Origin of the sequence: Massilia jejuensis (assembly GCF_042656795.1) — a bacterium.
GTDB lineage: Bacteria > Pseudomonadota > Gammaproteobacteria > Burkholderiales > Burkholderiaceae_D > Telluria > Telluria jejuensis.
The window spans coordinates 1-18,297 of the sequence record NZ_JBHSMS010000039.1 but is presented as its reverse complement, the minus strand read 5'-3'; the positions used below and the strand labels follow the sequence as shown (position 1 = coordinate 18,297).

The window sequence follows — 18,297 nt, the reverse complement described above, 5'->3', positions numbered from 1 at the left end:
CCGGCACCCTTAAGCCGAGGGCGCGCCGCGCGCCCGCGCCGTCAGGATTTCGCCTTTTCCTTCGCAACCCAGCCGTCGACCAGCTGTCCCAGCACGTCCAGCGGTACCGAGCCCGCCCCCAGCACCATGTCGTGGAAGCCCGCCAGCGAGAACTTCGGCCCCAGTTGCGCCTTCGCCTGCTCGCGCAATTCGACGATGCGCAGCATGCCGATCATGTAGGCCGTGGCCTGGCCAGGCCAGACGACATAGCGGTCGACTTCCTCGACGTTGATGCCGTAGTCGACCGCCTGCTGGCGCGTCCAGCCCTTGGTGTGCAGGCCGGTGTCGACCACCAGCCGGCGCGCGCGGAACAGTTCCGAGCCGAGCGCCCCGAGCAGGCCCGGGACATCGCCTTCGTACCAGCCCTGCTCCACCGCCAGGCGCTCGGTGTAGAGCGCCCAGCCTTCCGCGTGCGCGCTGCCGCCGGAGAAGATGCGCTGGCTGCGGTATTTCGGGATGCCGGCCAGCTCCTGCTGGATCGCCAGCTGGAAGTGGTGGCCCGGCACGGCTTCGTGATAGGACAGGCTGCGCATGCGGATCATGTCGAACGTCGGCCCGCGCAGCGGCACCCAGAACACGCCCGGACGGCTGCCGTCCGGCGCCGGCAGGCTGTAGTGGGCGGCGGCCGAGGCTTCGGTCAGCGGCGGCTCGCGCAGCACGTCCACCGGCGCGCGCGGCTTCAGATTGAAGAGCGGCGCGCTGCGCGCCTGGGCGTCCTTTACCATTTCCTTGTACTTGGCCAGGATCATCGGACGCGGGTCCCCTTCTCCTTTCGGCTGGAAGGTCGCGTCGAGCGCCTTCATGCGCGCCTCGATGCTGCCTTCGATGAAGCCGAGCGCGCGCAGGTGCTTGTCCATCTCGCCTTCAAGGCGTGCCACCTCGCGCAGGCCGATCGCGTGGATCTGCTCGGCGCTAAGGCTCGTGCTCGTGAAGTTGGCGATCGCACGCGCATAGGCTTCGCGCCCGTCCTGCAGGCGCGAGATGCCGGCGGCGTCGCCCGTCTTCGGATGCAGTTCGGCCATGAAGCCCTGCACGCGCAGGTAGGCCGGGCGGATCTTGTCGTCGACGATGCGCGTGGCTCGGGCAATGGCGGCCGCGCGCGCCTCGGGCGAGATGTCCTTCAATTCGGCGCTGCGCTTTTCCAGCGAGGCCACCAGCACGTTCTGCGGCGCGGCCGGTTTCAGGAAGGTGTCGACCTGGAACTGCGCGCGCTCGAGGATGAAGCGCGGCGGAATGCGCTTGCGTTCGGTCGCGCTGCGGGCGCGCGCCAGTGCTTCGTCCATGCGCGTGCCGACCTGCTCCAGGCGCGCCAGCCAGCTGTCGACATCCGCGGCGGTGCGCATCGGGTGGGTCTGGGTCATGTAGTTGACCAGGCCGACCTGCGGGCCGCCGAACTGCGAGAACACGAAATTGAAGTCTTCATAGGGCTCGTTGGCGACCACGCTCGCAAGCGACCAGCGCATGACCAGGGCCGAGATCTTCCGGGTTTCGTCGAGCGGGCCGGCCAGCCACTTGTCCAGGCGCGCCAGGCCGGTGTTGGCGAGCGCCACCATCTTCCTGCGCTGGGCCGGGGTCTGGGGCGTCAGCTGGCGGTCGAGCGCGGCCTGTTCGGCGCCGCTGAAGTACTGGGTGCTGCTGGCCAGCTGCGGGTTCATGCGCACCCAGTCGTCGGCAAAGCGCTCGGCCCAGGCGTCGAAGGCGGCATTCGATTGCAAGGCGGCGGCCTTGGCCACCGGTGCGGCGAGTGCGGCATCCGGGAGCATGGCGACCCCGAGGGCGAGCGGGGCGAACAGGGAGGCGACGGCGGCGCGCAGGCTGCGCTGGGAGGAAATCGGCATGGTGTCTCTTGTAGTGATCGGTCGGCGAAGTGCCGGCGCGAATCTAACACGGAAGAGCCGGGGCGGACAATCTTTACAGGGCACCCAAACTTGCGCGGGCATCCGCCGAAAACGGCTAAAGTATTTCCGGAGTGCTCATCCAACGAGATCTACTTTGACATCAGGAAACTGCATGCCCATCTCGCCATCCCTCCGCGACGACCTCGCCAGGCGCCTGCAGGAAAGCCGCGCCGCCGCCCTCGCCACCGTGCGCGCCCGCACCGGTTTCGATCCCGAAGGCATGGATCCACCCGCCATTTCGCCGCGCGCCCACCTGGTCCAGGACGACGACGCGCCGACGGCTGAAACGATTGCCCACGACGAAGAGCGTTTCGCCGAGCATGAAACGAATTTGTTGCACGAGATCGACGCGGCCATCGGACGACTGGCGTCGGGCGGCTACGGGATGTGCGCGTCCTGCGGCTGCAAGATTCCGGAGCAGCGGCTGCTGGCGACGCCGACGGTAAGGACGTGCGTGCCGTGCCAGGAAGCGATCGAAAAGGAAGAACGGACGGCGCGCGGGCCGACGATGTAACGGCCGGTGTACCGCCCATTAGCGACCTGTGCGAACGCTGCCGTAGCGCTTGTCTTTACGCCCGGCCGGAATCAGCGGTCGGCCGCGATCGCCAGCACCTCCTGCTGCGCCGGACGCCAGCCGCGCGCCAGGCGCCACTGCCCGCCCTCGTCCTCGACCACTACCTGCCAGTGCGTCATCTCCAGCGTCGGCAGGGGCAGGTCGACATCGCCGCGCGCGTCCGGCCGCGCATTGAGCACCCGGTCCTTTCGCGGCTGGGTCGGATGGGCCAGGCGAATCCGGAACGGCGCCAACAGCGGGCGGCCGAAGCTCTCGAGCCGCCCCTTCAGGCGCCCTGCCCCGTAGTGCGCGCTCAGGCGCAGGCGCAGCGCGCTGGCCATCCGGTCGCGCCGCAAGTCCTGGTTGATCGCCTTGCCCTGCCTGTAATAGTCGTCGACCACCATCGCGTCCGGCTGGCGCAGCGCCAGCACCACGGTAACGGCGGTGGCCGCCATCGCGGCCGCGGGGCCGAGCATGATGAACCATGGCCAGCGCTGGCGGTACCAGGGCGCGGGATGCTGCTGCTGAAAAACGGTCTGCATGCGATCTCCTCAATCTCGATGCGGCACGATGAAGGCCGCTTCCTCGCGCACCGTCAGGGCGGGGTCGTCGAGCGCGGTGACGGTGAAGACGATGCGCCGCGCGCCCGCCGGTCCGCGCTCGGCGCGCACCCGCACCGGCAGCGCGCGCGCCGCGGCGGCGCCGATCTCGACGCGGTCCTCGCCGACGACCGCCGCGCCCGGCAAGCCCGCCACCGCGATGCGCAGCAGCCGCGCCTCCCCGCCGGTGTTCATCAGCTGCAGGCGGTAGACGTTCTCGACGCGGCCGTCCCCGGCCTCGCGTCCCATCGCGCCGCGGTCGCGGATGACGTCGACCTTCAAGGGCACGCGCAGGGCCAGCGCGAACGCCATCGCGCCCGCCATCAGCGCCAGCACCGCCGCATAGCCGATCACGCGCGGGCGCAGCAGGCGGCGCCGCACCTGCGCCGCATCCCAACCCCTGGCGAGCGCATGCTCGGTGGCGTAGCGGATCAGGCCCCTGGGCTGGCCCACCTTGTCCATCACCGTGTTGCAGGCGTCGACGCACGCGGCGCATCCGATGCATTCGTATTGCAGGCCACGCCGGATATCGATCCCGGTGGGGCAGACCTGGACGCAGAGCGTGCAGTCGATGCAGTCGCCCGCCTCGCCGCCTGGCGCGCGCATGCCCGGACCGCGTGGTTCGCCGCGCGCCCGGTCATAGGTCACGATCAAGGTGTCCTTGTCGAACATCGCGCTCTGGAAGCGGGCATACGGGCACATATACTTGCAGACCTGCTCGCGCAGCCACCCCGCGTTGCCGTAGGTGGCCAGGCCGTAGAACAGCACCCAGAAGGTTTCCCAGCGACCCAGGTCGAGGTGGCGCACGCCGGCCACCAGGGACGCGACCGGCGTGAAATAGCCGACGAAGGACAAGCCGGTCCACAGGGCCAGCGCCAGCCAGGCCGCATGCTTGGCCGCCTTTTTGCCGATCTTCTCCAGGTTCCAGGGCTGGCGGTCTAGCCGGATGCGGGCGCTGCGCGCTCCCTCGATGCGGCGCTCGATCCACAGGAACAGCTCGGTGTATACCGTTTGCGGGCAGGCGAAGCCGCACCAGACGCGCCCCGCCACCGTGGTGACAAGGAACAAGGCATACGCGCAGACGATGAGCAAGCCCGCCAGGTAGATGAAGTCCTGCGGCCAGAACACCAGTCCGAACAGGTGGAACTGCCTGCTGCCCAGGTCGAACAGCACCGCCTGGCGGCCGTTGTACCGCAGCCATGGCAGGCCGTAGAACAGCAGCTGGGTCAGCCAGACGCAGGCCCAGCGCAGCGACGCATGGCGGCCCGTCGCCTCGCGCGGATGGATCGCCTCGCGCGGCGCGTACATCCTGACCACGGCCTCGCGCGGCGCGTTCATTCTGCCCCGCCCCCGGGCGCGCCGGCCGGATGCGACAGGCTCCACACGTAGGCCGTCAGCACATGCGCCCTGGGCTCGCCCAGGAACTCGCCGAAGGCCGGCATGGTACTGGTGCGGCCCTTGCGGATGGTTTCCATGACGGCGTCTGCACTGCCGCCGTGGAGCCAGATCCTGTCGGCCAGGTTGGGCGCGCCCAGCCGGGGGTTGCCCTCGCCTTGCGCCCCGTGGCAGGCCACGCAGGCGGCGAACTTGGGTTTGCCGAAGACGACCTTGACCGGATCGGCGGCCAGGCCCGACAGGTTGCGTACGTAATGCGCGACCGCCTCGATGTCCTTGTCCGCGCCGAGCGCCGCGCCCATGGGCGGCATGCTGCCCACGCGCCCGGCAAGGATGGTCGCCTTGATCGCGGCCGGGTCGCCGCCATGCAGCCAGTCGCCGTCGGTCAGGTCCGGATAGCCCTTGTTGCCGCGCGCGTCAGACCCGTGGCATTGGGCGCAGTAGTTCATGAACATGCGCTCGCCGATCGCGCGCGCCTGCGGATCGGCGGCCACCGCCTCGACGGGCAGGCCGGCATAGCGCGCGAACAGGGGCCCGTAGTCGGCATCGGCCTGGTTCAGCTCGGCCTTGTACGCGCCGCCCGATTGCCACCCGAGCCGGCCCGCGTAGCTGCCCAGGCCCGGATACAGCGCCAGGTAGGCGGCGGCGAACACGATGGTGCAATAGAACAGCCCCACCCACCAGCGCGGCATGGGCGTGTTCAGTTCGGTCAGGTCTTCGTCCCAGACGTGGCCGGTGGTTTTTTCCGGCGCGCCGTCGGGGCCGATCTTCGCCCTGTACGTCGACTGCGACCACAGCAGGATCGCGCAGCCGGCGATCGACAGCACCGTGACCAGGCCGATGGTCCAGTTCCAGAAGCCGCTCGTGAAGTCACTCATCGCCCGGCTCCGCATCGGCGAAGGGCAGCGTCGCGGCGGCGTCGAAATCGGCGCCGCGCTTGAGCAGGAAAGTCCAGAGCACGATGCCCATGAAGGTGGCGAAGGACAGCACCGTCATCACGCTGCTGGCGCCGTCGAAAAGTCGTTCGATATCCATGATCAGTTCCTCTTCTTGATCTGCGTGCCCAGGCCCTGCAGGTAGGCGACCAGGGCATCCTGTTCGGTCTTGCCGGCCAGCTGCGCGGGAGCGTCCGTCACGTCTTTTTCGCTGTAGGGCACGGCCAGCAGCTGCATGGCGCGCATCTTCGGCACGATCTCGGCCGGGTCCAGCCCGGTCCTGGCCAGCCACGGATAGCCCGGCATGTTCGATTCGGGCACCACGTCGCGCGGATTGTCGAGGTGGGTGCGGTGCCACTCGTCGCTGTAGCGCCCGCCGACCCGGGCCAGGTCGGGCCCGGTGCGCTTGCTGCCCCACTGGAAGGGATGGTCGTAGACGAATTCGCCGGCCACCGAATAGTGCCCGTAGCGCTCGGTTTCGGCGCGAAACGGCCGGATCATCTGCGAGTGGCAGTTGTAGCAGCCTTCGCGGATGTAGACGTCGCGTCCCGCCAGGCGCAGCGGCGAGTACGGCGCCAGGCCGGCCACCGGCTCGGTGGTCGACCTCTGGAAGAACAGCGGCACGATCTCGACCAGGCCGCCGACGGAGATCACGAGGATCACCAGGCCGATGAGCAGCCAGGGATTCTTTTCGATCCATTCATGGGTAAAGTTTTTCATGGCGCATCCTCTCAAGCGCGGTTGGGCACGTGCGCCTCGACCGCGCAGGCTTCGTCATGCGGCGCCCGGGCAGCGTGGGCGAGCGGGATCGGGGCGTCGACGGCGGCCGTGCCGGCCAGCGTCTTCCAGGCATTGAAGGCCATCAGCACCATGCCCGACAGGTACAGCAGGCCGCCGCCGAAGCGGATCACGTAGTACGGGTAAGTCGCTTTCACGCTTTCGGCGAAGGTGTAGGTCAGCGTGCCATCGGCATTCACCGCGCGCCACATGAGGCCCTGCATCACGCCGGCGATCCACATCGAGGCGATGTAGAGGACGATCCCGACCGTGGCGACCCAGAAGTGGGCTTCGACCAGCTGCACGCTCCACATGCGCTTCCTGTTGGCCAGGCGCGGGATCAGGTAGTAGACCGAGCCCATGGTGATGAAACCGACCCAGCCCAGCGCGCCGGCATGGACGTGCGCGATCGTCCAGTCGGTGTAGTGCGACAGCGCGTTGATGGTCTTGATCGACATCATCGGGCCCTCGAAGGTGGCCATGCCGTAGAACGAGAGCGAGACGATCAGGAATTTCAGGATCGGGTCCGAGCGCAGCTTGTGCCAGGCGCCCGAGAGCGTCATCACGCCGTTGATCATGCCGCCCCAGGAAGGCGCCAGCAGGATCAGCGAAAACACCATGCCCAGCGACTGGGTCCAGTCGGGCAGCGCCGTGTAGTGCAGGTGGTGCGGGCCGGCCCACATGTAGGTGAAGATCAGGGCCCAGAAGTGCACGATCGACAGCCGGTACGAATACACCGGGCGCTCGGCCTGTTTCGGGATGAAGTAATACACCATGCCGAGATAGCCGGCGGTCAGGATGAAGCCGACCGCGTTATGGCCGTACCACCACTGGATCATCGCGTCCTGCACCCCGGCGTACACCGGATACGACTTGAAGGCCGAGACCGGCACCACCGCGCCATTGACGACGTGCAGCACGGCGACCGCGATGATATAGGCGCCGAAGAACCAGTTGGCCACATAGATGTGCTGGACCTTGCGCCTGGCGATGGTGCCGAAGAAGACCACCGCGTAGGCGACCCAGACCACCGTAATCAGGATCGCGATGGGCCACTCCAGTTCCGCATACTCCTTGCCGCGCGTAAAACCCATCGGCAGCGTCACGGCGGCGGCCACCAGTACCGCCTGCCAGCCCCAGAAGGTGAAGGCGGCCAGCCGGTCCGAGAACAGCCGCACCTGGCAGGTGCGCTGCACGACGTAGTACGAGGTGGCGAACAGGCCGCAGATGCCGAAGGCGAAGATGACGGCGTTCGTATGCAGCGGACGCAGGCGCCCGTAGGAAAGCCAGGGCAGGTCGAAATTGAGCGCGGGCCAGGCCAGCTGGGCCGCGATGAACACGCCGACGGCCATGCCGATCACGCCCCAGACGATTGTGGCGACGGCAAACTGGCGCACGATCCGGTAGTTATAATGTAAATTGTTTTTCAAGATACGCTCCCGCGTGAAATCACTGCGATGACAGCAGGGAGCGTAGTTTTCCGGACCTTAAAAATCCTTGATGTGAATCAAAATTACCGGAGCCGTCCGGGAAACGGACAACATTGTCCACATTGGCTGCCGCTACCCCGGCATGGACTATTGCAGCGGCAACAGGCGCATCGCATGCCGCCCATTCCGCCCTCCCTGCGCGACCTATCGCCACACGCCCGTACGCGAGCCGCGGCGAAGCCTTCGCCGGCATCCGTGCCCGCACCGGGTTCGACCCCGAAGGCAAGGAGCCGCCCGCCATCGCGCCGCGCGCCCACCTGGCGCGGAACGACGAGGCGCGGAACGACGCGGCACCGACCCCGGAGATGATCGCTCGCGACGGTGCGGCCGGCCGCCCCTCAGTGCCGGGACTGGCCGCGGTCGTCGTCGCGCAGGATGCGCAGCGCCGGCCCTTCCAGGTCCTCGAACTGGCCGCTGTCGGCGGCGCCGAAAAATATGCGCAGCGCCAGCGCGACCAGGATCACGCTGAGCGGAACCAGGAGGTACAGGGCTTCCATGCTAGGTCCTCAGGCGCAGGGCATTGACGACGACGATGGCCGAGCTGGCGGCCATCCCGATGCCCGACAGCCAGGGGTCGAGCAGGCCCGCCGCCGCCGCGGGAATGGCGGCCAGGTTGTAGGCGCAGGCCCAGGCCAGGTTCTGCCGAATGATGCGCAGCGTCCGGCGCGCCGTATCGGCGGCGTCGGCCAGCGGCGCCAGGCTGTCGCCGAGCAGGACGCCGTCGGCATGCAGCTGGGCCAGCGCCGCCCCGCCGCCCAGCGCGAACGAGACGTCGGCGCCGCGCAGCACGGCCGCGTCGTTGACGCCGTCGCCGACCATCGCCACCACCGCGCCCTGCCCTTGCAGGCGGCGCACGTAGGCCAGCTTGTCGGCCGGAAGCTGGCCTCCGGCGGCCTGCGCGATGCCGAGCTGCGCGGCCGCCGCCTGCGCCGCCGGCACGGCGTCGCCGCTGAGCAGGACCACGGTCTTGCCGGCCGCCTGAAAGCGGCGCACCACCTCGGCCGCTTCCGGACGCAGCGCATCGGCCAGGTCGAAGCGCGCCAGCCAGGCCCCGGCATGGCCGAGCCAGAGTGCGACGGCGCCGGGCGCTGGCGCGCAGTCCGGCACCGGCGCCGGCCCGGCGATGGCGCCGACGAAGGCGGCGCTGCCGAGCCGGTAGCGGATGCCGCCGACGCTGCCCTCGACGCCCTGTCCGGGCAGCTCGTCGATGCCGGTGGCGTGCGCGGCGCCGCTGGCGGTGGCGCGGATCGCCGCCGCCAGCGGGTGGGCACTGCCTGCTTCGAGTCCGGCAGCGATGCGCAGCAGCCCTTCGGCATCGGCCGTCCCCATCGGGACCGTGGCACGCAGGTGCGGGCGGCCCAGCGTCAGGGTGCCGGTCTTGTCGAACACGATATGGGTGGCGCGCGCGAAGGTCTCGAGGGTATGCGGCGCGTCGGCCAGCACGCCGCGCCGCAGCAGGCTGTCGGTGGCCGCGGCCAGCGCGGTCGGCGTGGCCAGCGACAAGGCGCACGGACAGCTGACGACCAGCACCGCGATCGTCGCCGGCAAGGCGCGTGCCGGATCGATGAATTGCCAGCCCAGGTAGACCAGCAGTGCCAGCACCAGCAGCGCCGCGACCGACCAGGCGGCCACGCGGTCGGCCCAGCGCGCCAGCGCCGGCTTGCCCTGCCCGGCTTTCTCGGCCAGGCGCACCAGCAGCGCCAGGGTGCTGTCGCGTGCCGCCGCATCCACCCTCAGCACCAGCGCCCGCGCCAGGTTCACGGCGCCGCCCGGCAAGGCGGCGCCCGGTCCCATGTGGCGCGCCGCGCTTTCGCCCGTGAGCAGGGCCAGGTCGATCTCGGACTCGCCTTCGACGATGGTGGCGTCGGCCGGCAGCGCCTGCCCAGGCGCGACCAGCACGACGTCGCCCACCCGGAGCCGGGCGGCGGCGACCAGTTCGGTGGCGCGCTCGCGCGGGTAGCCGGGCATGCGCCGCGCCGACGCCGGCAAGGCATCCTGCAGCGCCGCCAGGGCGCCGGCGGCGCGCCGGCGCGCGCCCTGCTCGAGGTAGCGGCTTGCCAGCAGCAGGAAAATGAACATCGTCAGCGAATCGAACCAGAGCGCGCCCTGTCCGCGTATCAGCGCCACGGTGCTGGCGACGAATGCGACGCCGATACCGAGCGCGACCGGCACGTCCATGCCGGGCAGGCCGCGCCGCAGGTCGCGCCAGGCGCCAAGGAAGAAGGGCCGCGCCGAGTACAGCACGGCCGGCAGCGTGAGCAGGAGCGCGGCCCAGCCCAGGAGGGCGGCGATGCCGGCGTCGAGCGTGCCGTCGGTGGCCATGTAGACCGGCACCGCGTACATCATCACCTGCATCATCGACAGGCCGGCCACGAACAGCTGGCGAAACAGGGTGCGCCGCTCGGCGTCCAGCTGTTCGCCATGGCGGCGCGCATCCCAGGGACGGGCCGTGTAGCCGATCGCGCCGAGCGCCAGCAGCAGCGTGCTGACCTTGCACAGCGCCGGGTCCCAGCGCACCTGCAGGCGCGCCGTGCTGACGTTCAGGCTGGCCTCCAGCACGCCCGGGACGGCCGCCACGCGCCGTTCGACCAGCCAGACACAGGCGGGGCAGCGGATGCCCTCGACCAGAAAACCGCCCTCGCCCGGATTGCCGCCGTCGTCGAACAGCGCCAGGTGCGGCGCCTCGGCCGCGCCGGCGCGGCTGGCGTAGGCGGTGCGCTCGAGATAGTAGTCGCCGCAGCCGGCGGCGGCGATGGCCGTGGCTGCGGCGGCGCAGCCGGGGCAGCACATGGCGTGCTCGACGCCGCCGATGCGCGCGTGCCAGCGTTGCGCCGGCAGCGCCAGGCCGCAATGGAAGCAGGCGGCCAGTTCGTGCGCCGGCGCATTCACGGCGCCGGCCCGGGTGTGATGCACACGGCGGCGAGCCAGCTGGCCGGCAGGCCGCCGGCCGCGCGCGCCAGCCCGAGCACACCGAAGCCCAGCACCACGGCGCCGCAGGCCAGGCGCACGGGTGGCGCGCGCAGCGACGCGCGCAGGCGCGCGCCGGCCAGCCCCAAGGCCGTCATCATCGGCAGGGTACCAAGGCCGAAGGCCAGCATGACGGCCGCGCCGGCCGCCGCCGAGCCGCTCAGCATGGCCGTCGCCAGCATGCTGTAGACCATCGCGCACGGCAGCCAGCCCCACAGGACGCCGGCGGCGAACATGCGCCCCGGCGTATCGGGCGGACCGACGCGGCGCAGCAGCGGCGCCACACGGCGCCACACGAAGCGGCCGCCCTGCTCGATGCGGGCCACGCCGCGCCAGGCGTCCATCAGGTGCAGTCCTAGGGCGACGAGCAGCAGGTTGGCCGCCACATGGGCCGCGCCCTGCAACAGCGGCAGCGCGGCCAGGCGCGCCGCGCCCCCGGCCAGGCCGCCGGCCAGGGCGCCGGCGGCGGCGTAGCTGGCGATGCGCCCGGCGTTGTAGGCGGCGGCATCGAGCACGGCCGGCGCCGCCACGGAATGCACGGCAATGACGGCCGCGCCGGCGCGCGCGCGCGGCGGCGCCAGCGACAACGCACCGACGATCCCGCCGCACATGCCGGCGCAGTGGACGCTGCCGAGCAGGCCGACCAGGAACGGCGCCAACAGCGCAAGCAGCGGGTGCAGCGGGTGCAGATAGGCGTCCATCGTCACACGGTGCGCGAGTAGCGCGGCGCCGCATCGGGCACGGCGAGGTAGCGGTCGAACACCATGCACAGGTTGCGGATCAGGAGGCGCCCGCGCGCGGTCACGCTCAGCCACTCGTCGTCGATGGTGAGCAGGCCATCCTCGGCGTAGCGGCGCAGCTCGGCCAGTTCGCGCGCGAAATAGGTGCCGAACGCGATGGGAAAAACCTGTTCGATGGCGCCGATCGACAGCTCGAACTGGCACATCAGCGCCTGGATGACGGCGCGCCGCAGCAGGTCGTCCATGCCCAGGACCAGGCCGCGCACGACCGGCAGTTCGTGGTTGTCGAGCGCCTCGTAATAGGCCTTCAGGTTCTTGGCGTTCTGGCTGTAGGTCGCACCCACCGCGCCGATGGCCGAGACGCCGCAGGACACCAGGTCGCTGTCGGCATGGGTCGAGTAACCCTGGAAGTTGCGGTGCAGGCGTCCCTGGCGCTGGGCGACGGCGAGGTCGTCGCCGGGCCTGGCGAAATGGTCCATGCCGATGTAGACATAACCGGCGCCGCACAGCTGCTCGATGGACGAGGCCAGCATGTCGAGCTTTTCGGCCGAGGACGGCATGTCCGCTTCCAGGATGCGGCGCTGGGGCTTGAACGCATGCGGCAGGTGCGCGTAGTGGTACAGGGCGATGCGGTCGGGACTGGCCTCGATCACCTTGTCGATGGTGGCGTGCATGCTCGCACGCGCCTGCTTCGGCAAGCCGTAGATCAGGTCGATGCTGACCGAGCGGAATCCGGCCGCGCGCGCGGCGTCGATGATGGCACGCGTTTCGTGCTCGGGCTGGACCCGGTTGACGACGCGCTGCACGTCGGCGTCGAAGTCCTGCACGCCGAGGCTGATGCGGTTGAAGCCCTGGCGCCGCAGGCTGTGCACCCGTTCGGCCGAGACGCCGCGCGGATCGACCTCGATCGCATACTCGCCCGCCGCGTCGGGCGCGAATGTAAAGGCGCGCTGCAGGTGCGCCATCAGCTCGCCCATCTGCGCGTCCGACAGGTAAGTGGGCGTGCCGCCGCCGAAGTGCAGCTGCTCGACCTCGCCGGCGCCGGCAAGAAGCGCGCCCTGCATCGCGATTTCGCGCTTCAGGTAAGCGAGGTAGGTGCTTGCCTTGTCGCGCTGTTTCGTGACGATCTTGTTGCAGGCGCAGTAGTAGCAGACCGTGTCGCAGAACGGGATGTGCAGGTAGAGCGAGAGCGGACGCGCCGCGCCGCGCGTGCGCACCGAGGCGACGGCATGCAGGTAGTCGCGGTAGCCGTAGCTGTCGAGGAAACGGTCGGCGGTCGGGTAAGAGGTATAGCGCGGACCGTTCTTGCCGAGGCGCTCGATCAGGCCGGCATCGAACTCGATGCCTGCCGCCAGGGCAGCCGGACTGGGGTGGCCGCTTGCGGCCAATGCTTCATGAGGGTACATCCCGAACTCCTGCTGCCTGCCGCGCCGCCGAATGCGGCGCGGCTTGATGAGGGAGGAGTCTAGGGATCGGGGCCGGCAAAATCCTTGACTTGCATCAAAACCGCCAGACTTGCCGATTTCCGGGGGGCGGGCTGCCCGCGTCCCCGTTCGGAATTTACAGGCCGACATGGCCTGCGCCACGCGCGCCGGCCCGTTTTTGCCGGCTGCACGCGTTCAAAACCGCGTCCGCCAAGGCCGGGCTCCTCGACGAATGGACCGGCTACACGAACCGGATTATTCTCGGTCACGTAATCGCCTGGAAGTTCGTGCAGCAGCCTGCCTTGCCCGCGATCCCCGCCTTCGGTAAAGCGCTTTATCCTGCTCCTGCCTTCATGAGCTGCTCGCTTAACGTTTACCGTGCCGTCCTGTTTGCACGGCCTTGCGTTTTATACAGCCTGGGCTAAAACGGAGATTACGGCGGTAGCCGGCCCTTGGGCTTCCTCGGCCAAATGGAGGCGGGGCGTCTCGTGCAGGTTCAGGTGCGCATGCGTCCGGGCATTGATCGGTACTGATCGGCTACGGAGCCGCTGCATCTTTCCTGGTGCATCGCCCAGACGTGGGTAACGCGGTCCATGGTGCCCACTGATTCCGGGCCATCGTGCCGTAGCACGCCGAGATGATGTTCTGCATATGGCAATCGGGCGAATACGCGTTCATGTTTTCGTCTGGAGACCATAGAAAGAAACCAAGTGGCTAAAGAATGCTTCCGAACGAATGCGCAGGTTTGCGATTTTGGTCACCCCAACGGCAAATGGTGCGGTCGCACAAGCATATGCCAGTCGCGGTGTTCCTCCAAAATCGACGTCAGACCGGCTTCGATCGCGTCGCGAATCTTGTCCCGTTCCAGCGTCGGACAGTGCGAGGCGATCGTCGCCATGGCATTGCCAAGCTCCAGGGAAAGCCGGCGCGAAATCGCCGCTTGCCGGTATGCTTCCGTTTGCGCGAGAGCTCCATGCAGCGACGCGGCCAGGGCCGGGAAGAAGATGGTTACAAAAGATAGCCACATCGCGTGCACTACAAGATGCATCAGCGCGCCGACAAGCGTTAGCATGAACAGCCATGCATTAATCTTGTGTACCCTGTACATCAAAGCTTCGCTGCGCAGCATTAGCCTTTCGTGGTATTGACGCTGCAGCTCGAACTGCGCCAAGGCCCACGCCACGTATTGCTTGACAAAGGCAGTATCGGACCAAGCACCGTGCAGGGATTCTGCCACGCCAAGTCCGAGCCGCGCGCAAAGCGTGTTGACGGCGCCGCTCTGGGGAACTTGCATGGTCTTGCCTGACAGTTCCGAGTACCAGTTGCCCGTCGATCCGGTTGCGGCAGGGAAGACCAGCGGTGCTACTAGCGGCAGGTATCCGATGAGTTCCGCTTCGGTGCGACTGGCCAGCCACTGTCCCTGCCAATCACGATGATGTCCGTGCCGGTAGAGCAATCCCAGCACGAGAATCACAAAAACCTCAAGTCCGGCCCAGAATCCGGCCCATGCATGCATTACATGGCTGCCGTGGTCCCACCCCAGCGCCAGTGGCATCACGGCGCATAGCACTGCCAGCGCGCTCAATAGATAAAGCGCCCAGAAGGCGCTACGATATCGATTACCCGCCTTGACCGCTCGGGAGTTGGCTGCTGCGTGCTCCAGAGTGACCGCAGCCACAAGTGGTGCGAGTGCAGGCGGCGGCGCGATGGTTTCGGTCGAAGGAGCAGCGGGAAAGCGGATTCCAGCAAGCAGGAGTGACTGGATATGATGGTGAAAAGCCATGAAGGTTCTAAGTACTCGCCCAGAAATAAATGTGTTTCGGCTGCCAGAACCGGCGCGTTGCTGCGTTGGTCCCTGTCCGCTCGCGGTGCTTGCAGTGCTCGCAAGGCGGCGAACTCGCCGCCTTGCGCCGCATCCGGTTCTGTTTGCAAAAATTCACATTTGTTTCCGGTCGAGTACTTAGTCGAGCCGCCGGTAAATGGTGGCGAAAATGTCCGCGCCAACGATGCCTAGGTGGCCGTCGCCGTAATCGAGCAGCCAGTCGCCCGGCTTGCCAAAAAGACGCGAAATGCCGTCAGTGAGTATGACCTGGAAAGGTCCATTGATCTGCAGAGCAAGCGATTCGCGTGGAATGCTACTGAACACGGTTGCTTCGGATGTCGGCTCATAGTATCGATCAAAGACTGCACGAACCACCGGCCATTGCTCGCCTGTCGCTGCGGTGACCACCGCGTCGCCCGGATGCGCCGGCACACATCCTTCCCGGGTAATGATGCTTTCCGATTTCTCCACAAACCGCACAAACACGCGTGAAGGAATTTTTCCCACTTTTACGGCCGCAGGAGTATCGCAGAATATCGCCTTGCGACCAGCACGATACTCACGCATGGAGACGGCCCTTAGTTTGTCTTATAATCAACATATACTATAGATTCGTGTTACGCCGTACAAGCTTAAGTTTGCGCCATTATCTATTTGTGCGGCTCCCTTGCAGAAGGTGCAGCCCATTTATGAAGGGCGGCCAGCTTTGCCGGCCGCCTTTGCCCTATTTCAGGCTGGCCACGAACGTCTGCAAGCCACCCAGTCTGTATGAAAGCACAGGTCTGCCTCAACGAAGGCATGTTGGCAAAGCTTGAACTGGTCTCATCAGTTCACATGCGCCTTGCAGAGCCTCATCGAAAACGATTGTCGCGAGCCAGACACGGTCGGCTGCCAATAATTGATATCTTGAGATAGCAGAATGCTATGATGCCCAATCGTTGTCTCTCAACACCCCAGGGCATGCCATGCACCTTCTCCTCAAAGTCAATCTGTCGCTGGCTGCCGTGTTTTGTGCGGGGTTGACCGTAACAGGCTTAATCAGCCGAAATGTATTGCATGAAAATGCAAAGCGTGAAGTGCTGAGCCACGCTAGTTTGATGATGGAAGCGGCATTGGCAGCACGCAGCTACACCAGTGCGGAAATCAAACCCTTGCTGGAGGACCGGCTGCACAAGGAGTTCCTGCCCCAGACGGTGCCATCGTATGCCGCGACACAGAGCTTCGCGAAGATGCAGGCGGCGTTTAAGGAATACAGCTACAAGGAGGCGACCCTGAACCCGACCAATCCACGAGACCGCGTGGTGGAATGGGAAGCCGACGTCGTGCGTAATCTGCGCGATCACCCGGATCTCAAGGAAGTAGTAGGCGAGCGTTCGACCCCCACGGGTCAGTCATTATTCTTGGCGCGGCCGATCCGAATCAACGACGGCAAGTGCCTGGCCTGTCATAGCGTCCCATCGGCTGCGCCAGCTTCCATGCGCGCTTTATATGGCGATGCCAATGGCTTTGGCTGGAAGCTCGGCGAGACAGTCGGCAGCCAGATCGTGTCAGTGCCGCTAGCAGTGCCGGTGGAGCAGGCCGATCGCGCATTCCGGCTGATTATGACCGGGATGGTGGCGACCTTCGTCGGAATTTTGCTGGTCGTCAATTTGGTACTGTATCGCTTCATTCTTCGCCCGATGCGCAGGATTACCCGCATCGCCGACGCGCTCAGTAGCGGCAAAACCGATGTCGAGCCGTTCGATATCCGGGGTAACGACGAAATCGCAGTACTCGGCAATGCTTTCAACCGGATGCGCCGCAGCCTTGAAAAAGCCATGGCTATGCTCGGTTGAGCGTGGATACGATGGCACACGACGTCTTTCTCAGCCACTCGCACCAGGACAAGGTTTTCGCCGACGCGATTTGCCACAGCTTGGAAGCGCACGGCATTCGTTGCTGGGTGGCCCCGCGCGATATCCGGCCAAGCGAGGACTGGGCCGAAGCCATCATCAACGCACTCGATACCGCACGTGTACTGGTGCTGGTATTTTCATCGAATTCGAATAGCTCGCCGCAAGTTCGGCGCGAAGTCGAGCGGGCCGTTAACAAAGGCCTGCACATACTGCCCTTGCGTATCGAGAACGTGCCCTTGTCGAAGAGCCTGGAATATTTCATCAGCACTCAGCACTGGCTTGATGCGATCGAAGGTAAACTCGACTTTCACTTGGGCCAGTTGCGCGACTGCCTGACGGTACTCCTCGAGCGCCCAGTGATGGCAGATAAGATGGTGGCCGTAGCAACGGCTCTGCCTTCGACACCAGCTCCCGCCGCGACGTTTTCTCGGAAGCCGGCCGGCTTGACCATCGACAGCACCGCTCTGGCAAGGATCGAAGCTAACCTTGCCCAGCTGATCGGCCCGATCGCCAGGTTGCTGGTGCAGCGCATGGCGCCTACAGCTGCCAGTCCGGCTGAGCTCATTGCAAGACTGGCAAGCGAAATCGACGATGCCGTGGAGCGCAAGACATTCATCGAGCGCTGCCACGCCGGGCATAATTGAAGAGCGTTTTGCGGCTGAATGAAAAAGGGCTTGTTACGGCACGTCGGCGCTGGATACCGGGCCGCAGCGGCAAACCTGAACGGCCGCGAGTCAAGTAGATGCTTGCTTTTATAACTGTGCGACCAACTGGACGGCTTGGGCAGAAAATAGACTCGGCCGGTCAAAATGGGTCGCCACGGGTTTGCTTGAAACTCGAGAGCCGCTGAAAATACTGCTTTCCGTATTCGACCGGCGACATATCATGACCGAAGCTGTGCCGGCGCTTCGGACTCTAAAATATCCCGATGTAATCGAAGAGATCCTGCTCTGCTTCCTTTCGGGTGCCGTAGGTCTTGCGTCGAATCCGCTCCTGTTTCAATAGCTGGAAGAAGCTTTCGGCGACTGCGTTATCGTGGCGGTTTCGGTAGTTGTCAACGAAGCATTCGCGTCACTTCATGCAGCCAGCCTTGATATCTCAGGTACGGCCGGCTCCGGATCGATCCGTACCTCGTGCTGCGATGTCCAGTCGCGTATCGCCCGACCGGCGTGCCGGGCAGCGTTCTCTTGCCGCGTTGACCTGCTCCCGACCTCTCAGGATCGTATCAGCCAGTCCGCCATGCCGCTGCGCGGGCGTGACGAATTTCAGGCCGCTGTACGTTGGCGGCAAACCGGTTTTTTTGTGATGCATCACCATTACTTTCGTCAGTCTGGAAAAACTCGCAGTAACTGTGTTGGCTCAAAGATTTGGCGCTGTCACCGTTACGTGTGGACGAGTCCCATTGCCGCTCGCAGGAAGCGCTCCGGTGACGCAATGCGCTCGCCATCGAGCGCCCAGCGCCAGCCCAGGTAATTCGGCAAGTAGCGTGAAGCTACGCCATGGAAGCGTGCCAGCCACTGCCTGAATCGGCGGTGATAGGCGTTCACGTTTTGCACATGGACGGCGCCGCGCACCCGCTCGCCCAGGCGCAGGTTCACGTACTGGTGCGAGATGCCCGCTTCGCGCGCAAAGCTCCGGTACGCCCGATGCCCGTCCGTTACCAGCAGAACGTGGGGGTCAAGCACAGGTAACAGATGGCGGTGCAACTGTCCCTTGGTAACGGCGCCGCGGCCCGTGACCGCGTCGACGGTCTGCCCGGCGCG

Annotated in this window: 17 protein-coding genes and 1 pseudogene; 3 read left to right on the top strand and 15 right to left on the bottom strand. The window is 66.4% G+C overall.

Going from position 1 to position 18,297, the window contains the following annotated elements:
- Positions 1-41: 41 nt before the first annotated feature.
- Positions 42-1,877 carry a DUF885 domain-containing protein gene (locus ACFPOU_RS12185; protein ID WP_379721364.1) on the bottom strand — a complete coding sequence of 612 codons (1,836 nt, stop codon included), beginning with the start codon at positions 1,875-1,877 and terminating at the stop codon, positions 42-44.
- 172 nt (positions 1,878-2,049) lie between these two features.
- Here ACFPOU_RS12185 and ACFPOU_RS12180 point away from each other — a divergent pair, with 172 nt between their 5' ends.
- The gene (locus tag ACFPOU_RS12180) at positions 2,050-2,451 is read left to right on the top strand and encodes a TraR/DksA family transcriptional regulator (protein ID WP_379721361.1); all 402 of its coding nucleotides are present in this window, start codon (positions 2,050-2,052) and stop codon (positions 2,449-2,451) included.
- Positions 2,452-2,522: 71 nt separating this feature from the next.
- Here the strand turns inward: ACFPOU_RS12180 and ACFPOU_RS12175 are convergent, their stop codons facing one another.
- From ACFPOU_RS12175 to ACFPOU_RS12120, 12 genes are all read right to left on the bottom strand, one after another.
- Positions 2,523-3,032, bottom strand: coding sequence for a FixH family protein (locus ACFPOU_RS12175; RefSeq protein WP_379721358.1), 510 nt, complete (start codon positions 3,030-3,032; stop codon positions 2,523-2,525).
- 9 nt (positions 3,033-3,041) lie between these two features.
- Positions 3,042-4,427 (bottom strand): cytochrome c oxidase accessory protein CcoG, encoded by a 1,386-nt coding sequence (gene ccoG, locus ACFPOU_RS12170; protein ID WP_379721355.1) that lies wholly within the window; start codon positions 4,425-4,427, stop codon positions 3,042-3,044.
- On the bottom strand, positions 4,424-5,362 hold the full coding sequence (gene ccoP, locus ACFPOU_RS12165; protein ID WP_379721352.1) for a cytochrome-c oxidase, cbb3-type subunit III: 939 nt from the start codon (positions 5,360-5,362) through the stop codon (positions 4,424-4,426). The genes ccoG and ccoP overlap by 4 nt, the downstream gene beginning before the upstream one ends.
- Positions 5,355-5,519 (bottom strand): cbb3-type cytochrome oxidase subunit 3, encoded by a 165-nt coding sequence (locus ACFPOU_RS12160; RefSeq protein ID WP_379721350.1) that lies wholly within the window; start codon positions 5,517-5,519, stop codon positions 5,355-5,357. Before ACFPOU_RS12160 ends, ccoP begins: the two co-directional genes overlap by 8 nt.
- Positions 5,520-5,521: 2 nt before the next feature.
- A complete protein-coding gene (gene ccoO / locus ACFPOU_RS12155) occupies positions 5,522-6,139 on the bottom strand; it encodes a cytochrome-c oxidase, cbb3-type subunit II (RefSeq protein ID WP_379721347.1) in 618 nt (205 codons plus the stop codon).
- Between the two features lie 11 nt (positions 6,140-6,150).
- Positions 6,151-7,626 (bottom strand): cytochrome-c oxidase, cbb3-type subunit I, encoded by a 1,476-nt coding sequence (gene ccoN / locus ACFPOU_RS12150; protein ID WP_379721344.1) that lies wholly within the window; start codon positions 7,624-7,626, stop codon positions 6,151-6,153.
- A gap of 398 nt (positions 7,627-8,024) precedes the next feature.
- Positions 8,025-8,183, bottom strand: a complete 159-nt coding sequence (ccoS, locus tag ACFPOU_RS12145) for a cbb3-type cytochrome oxidase assembly protein CcoS (protein ID WP_379721341.1) — start codon at positions 8,181-8,183, stop codon at positions 8,025-8,027.
- Position 8,184: 1 nt separating this feature from the next.
- Positions 8,185-10,599 carry a heavy metal translocating P-type ATPase gene (locus tag ACFPOU_RS12140; RefSeq protein ID WP_379721338.1) on the bottom strand — a complete coding sequence of 805 codons (2,415 nt, stop codon included), beginning with the start codon at positions 10,597-10,599 and terminating at the stop codon, positions 8,185-8,187.
- Complete coding sequence (locus ACFPOU_RS12135; protein WP_379721335.1) at positions 10,572-11,354, bottom strand: sulfite exporter TauE/SafE family protein; 783 nt, start codon at positions 11,352-11,354, stop codon at positions 10,572-10,574. Before ACFPOU_RS12135 ends, ACFPOU_RS12140 begins: the two co-directional genes overlap by 28 nt.
- A gap of 2 nt (positions 11,355-11,356) precedes the next feature.
- Positions 11,357-12,799, bottom strand: a complete 1,443-nt coding sequence (gene hemN, locus ACFPOU_RS12130) for an oxygen-independent coproporphyrinogen III oxidase (protein ID WP_379721332.1) — start codon at positions 12,797-12,799, stop codon at positions 11,357-11,359.
- A 775-nt stretch (positions 12,800-13,574) separates the two neighbouring features.
- Positions 13,575-14,600, bottom strand: coding sequence for a hypothetical protein (locus ACFPOU_RS12125; protein WP_379721329.1), 1,026 nt, complete (start codon positions 14,598-14,600; stop codon positions 13,575-13,577).
- Between the two features lie 177 nt (positions 14,601-14,777).
- Positions 14,778-15,206 carry a PGDYG domain-containing protein gene (locus ACFPOU_RS12120; RefSeq protein ID WP_379721326.1) on the bottom strand — a complete coding sequence of 143 codons (429 nt, stop codon included), beginning with the start codon at positions 15,204-15,206 and terminating at the stop codon, positions 14,778-14,780.
- A gap of 398 nt (positions 15,207-15,604) precedes the next feature.
- Between ACFPOU_RS12120 and ACFPOU_RS12115 the strand changes: the two genes are divergently transcribed.
- A complete protein-coding gene (locus tag ACFPOU_RS12115) occupies positions 15,605-16,474 on the top strand; it encodes a Tll0287-like domain-containing protein (protein WP_379721323.1) in 870 nt (289 codons plus the stop codon).
- 11 nt (positions 16,475-16,485) lie between these two features.
- On the top strand, positions 16,486-17,178 hold the full coding sequence (locus ACFPOU_RS12110) for a toll/interleukin-1 receptor domain-containing protein (RefSeq protein WP_379721320.1): 693 nt from the start codon (positions 16,486-16,488) through the stop codon (positions 17,176-17,178).
- Between the two features lie 160 nt (positions 17,179-17,338).
- Here ACFPOU_RS12110 and ACFPOU_RS12105 read toward each other — a convergent pair.
- Both ACFPOU_RS12105 and ACFPOU_RS12100 read right to left on the bottom strand, forming a co-directional pair.
- Positions 17,339-17,578 (bottom strand): annotated as a pseudogene (locus tag ACFPOU_RS12105) (IS3 family transposase); the annotation flags it as partial.
- 338 nt (positions 17,579-17,916) lie between these two features.
- A partial coding sequence (locus ACFPOU_RS12100; RefSeq protein WP_465263286.1) for an IS1595 family transposase occupies positions 17,917-18,297 on the bottom strand: 381 nt, incomplete at its 5' end.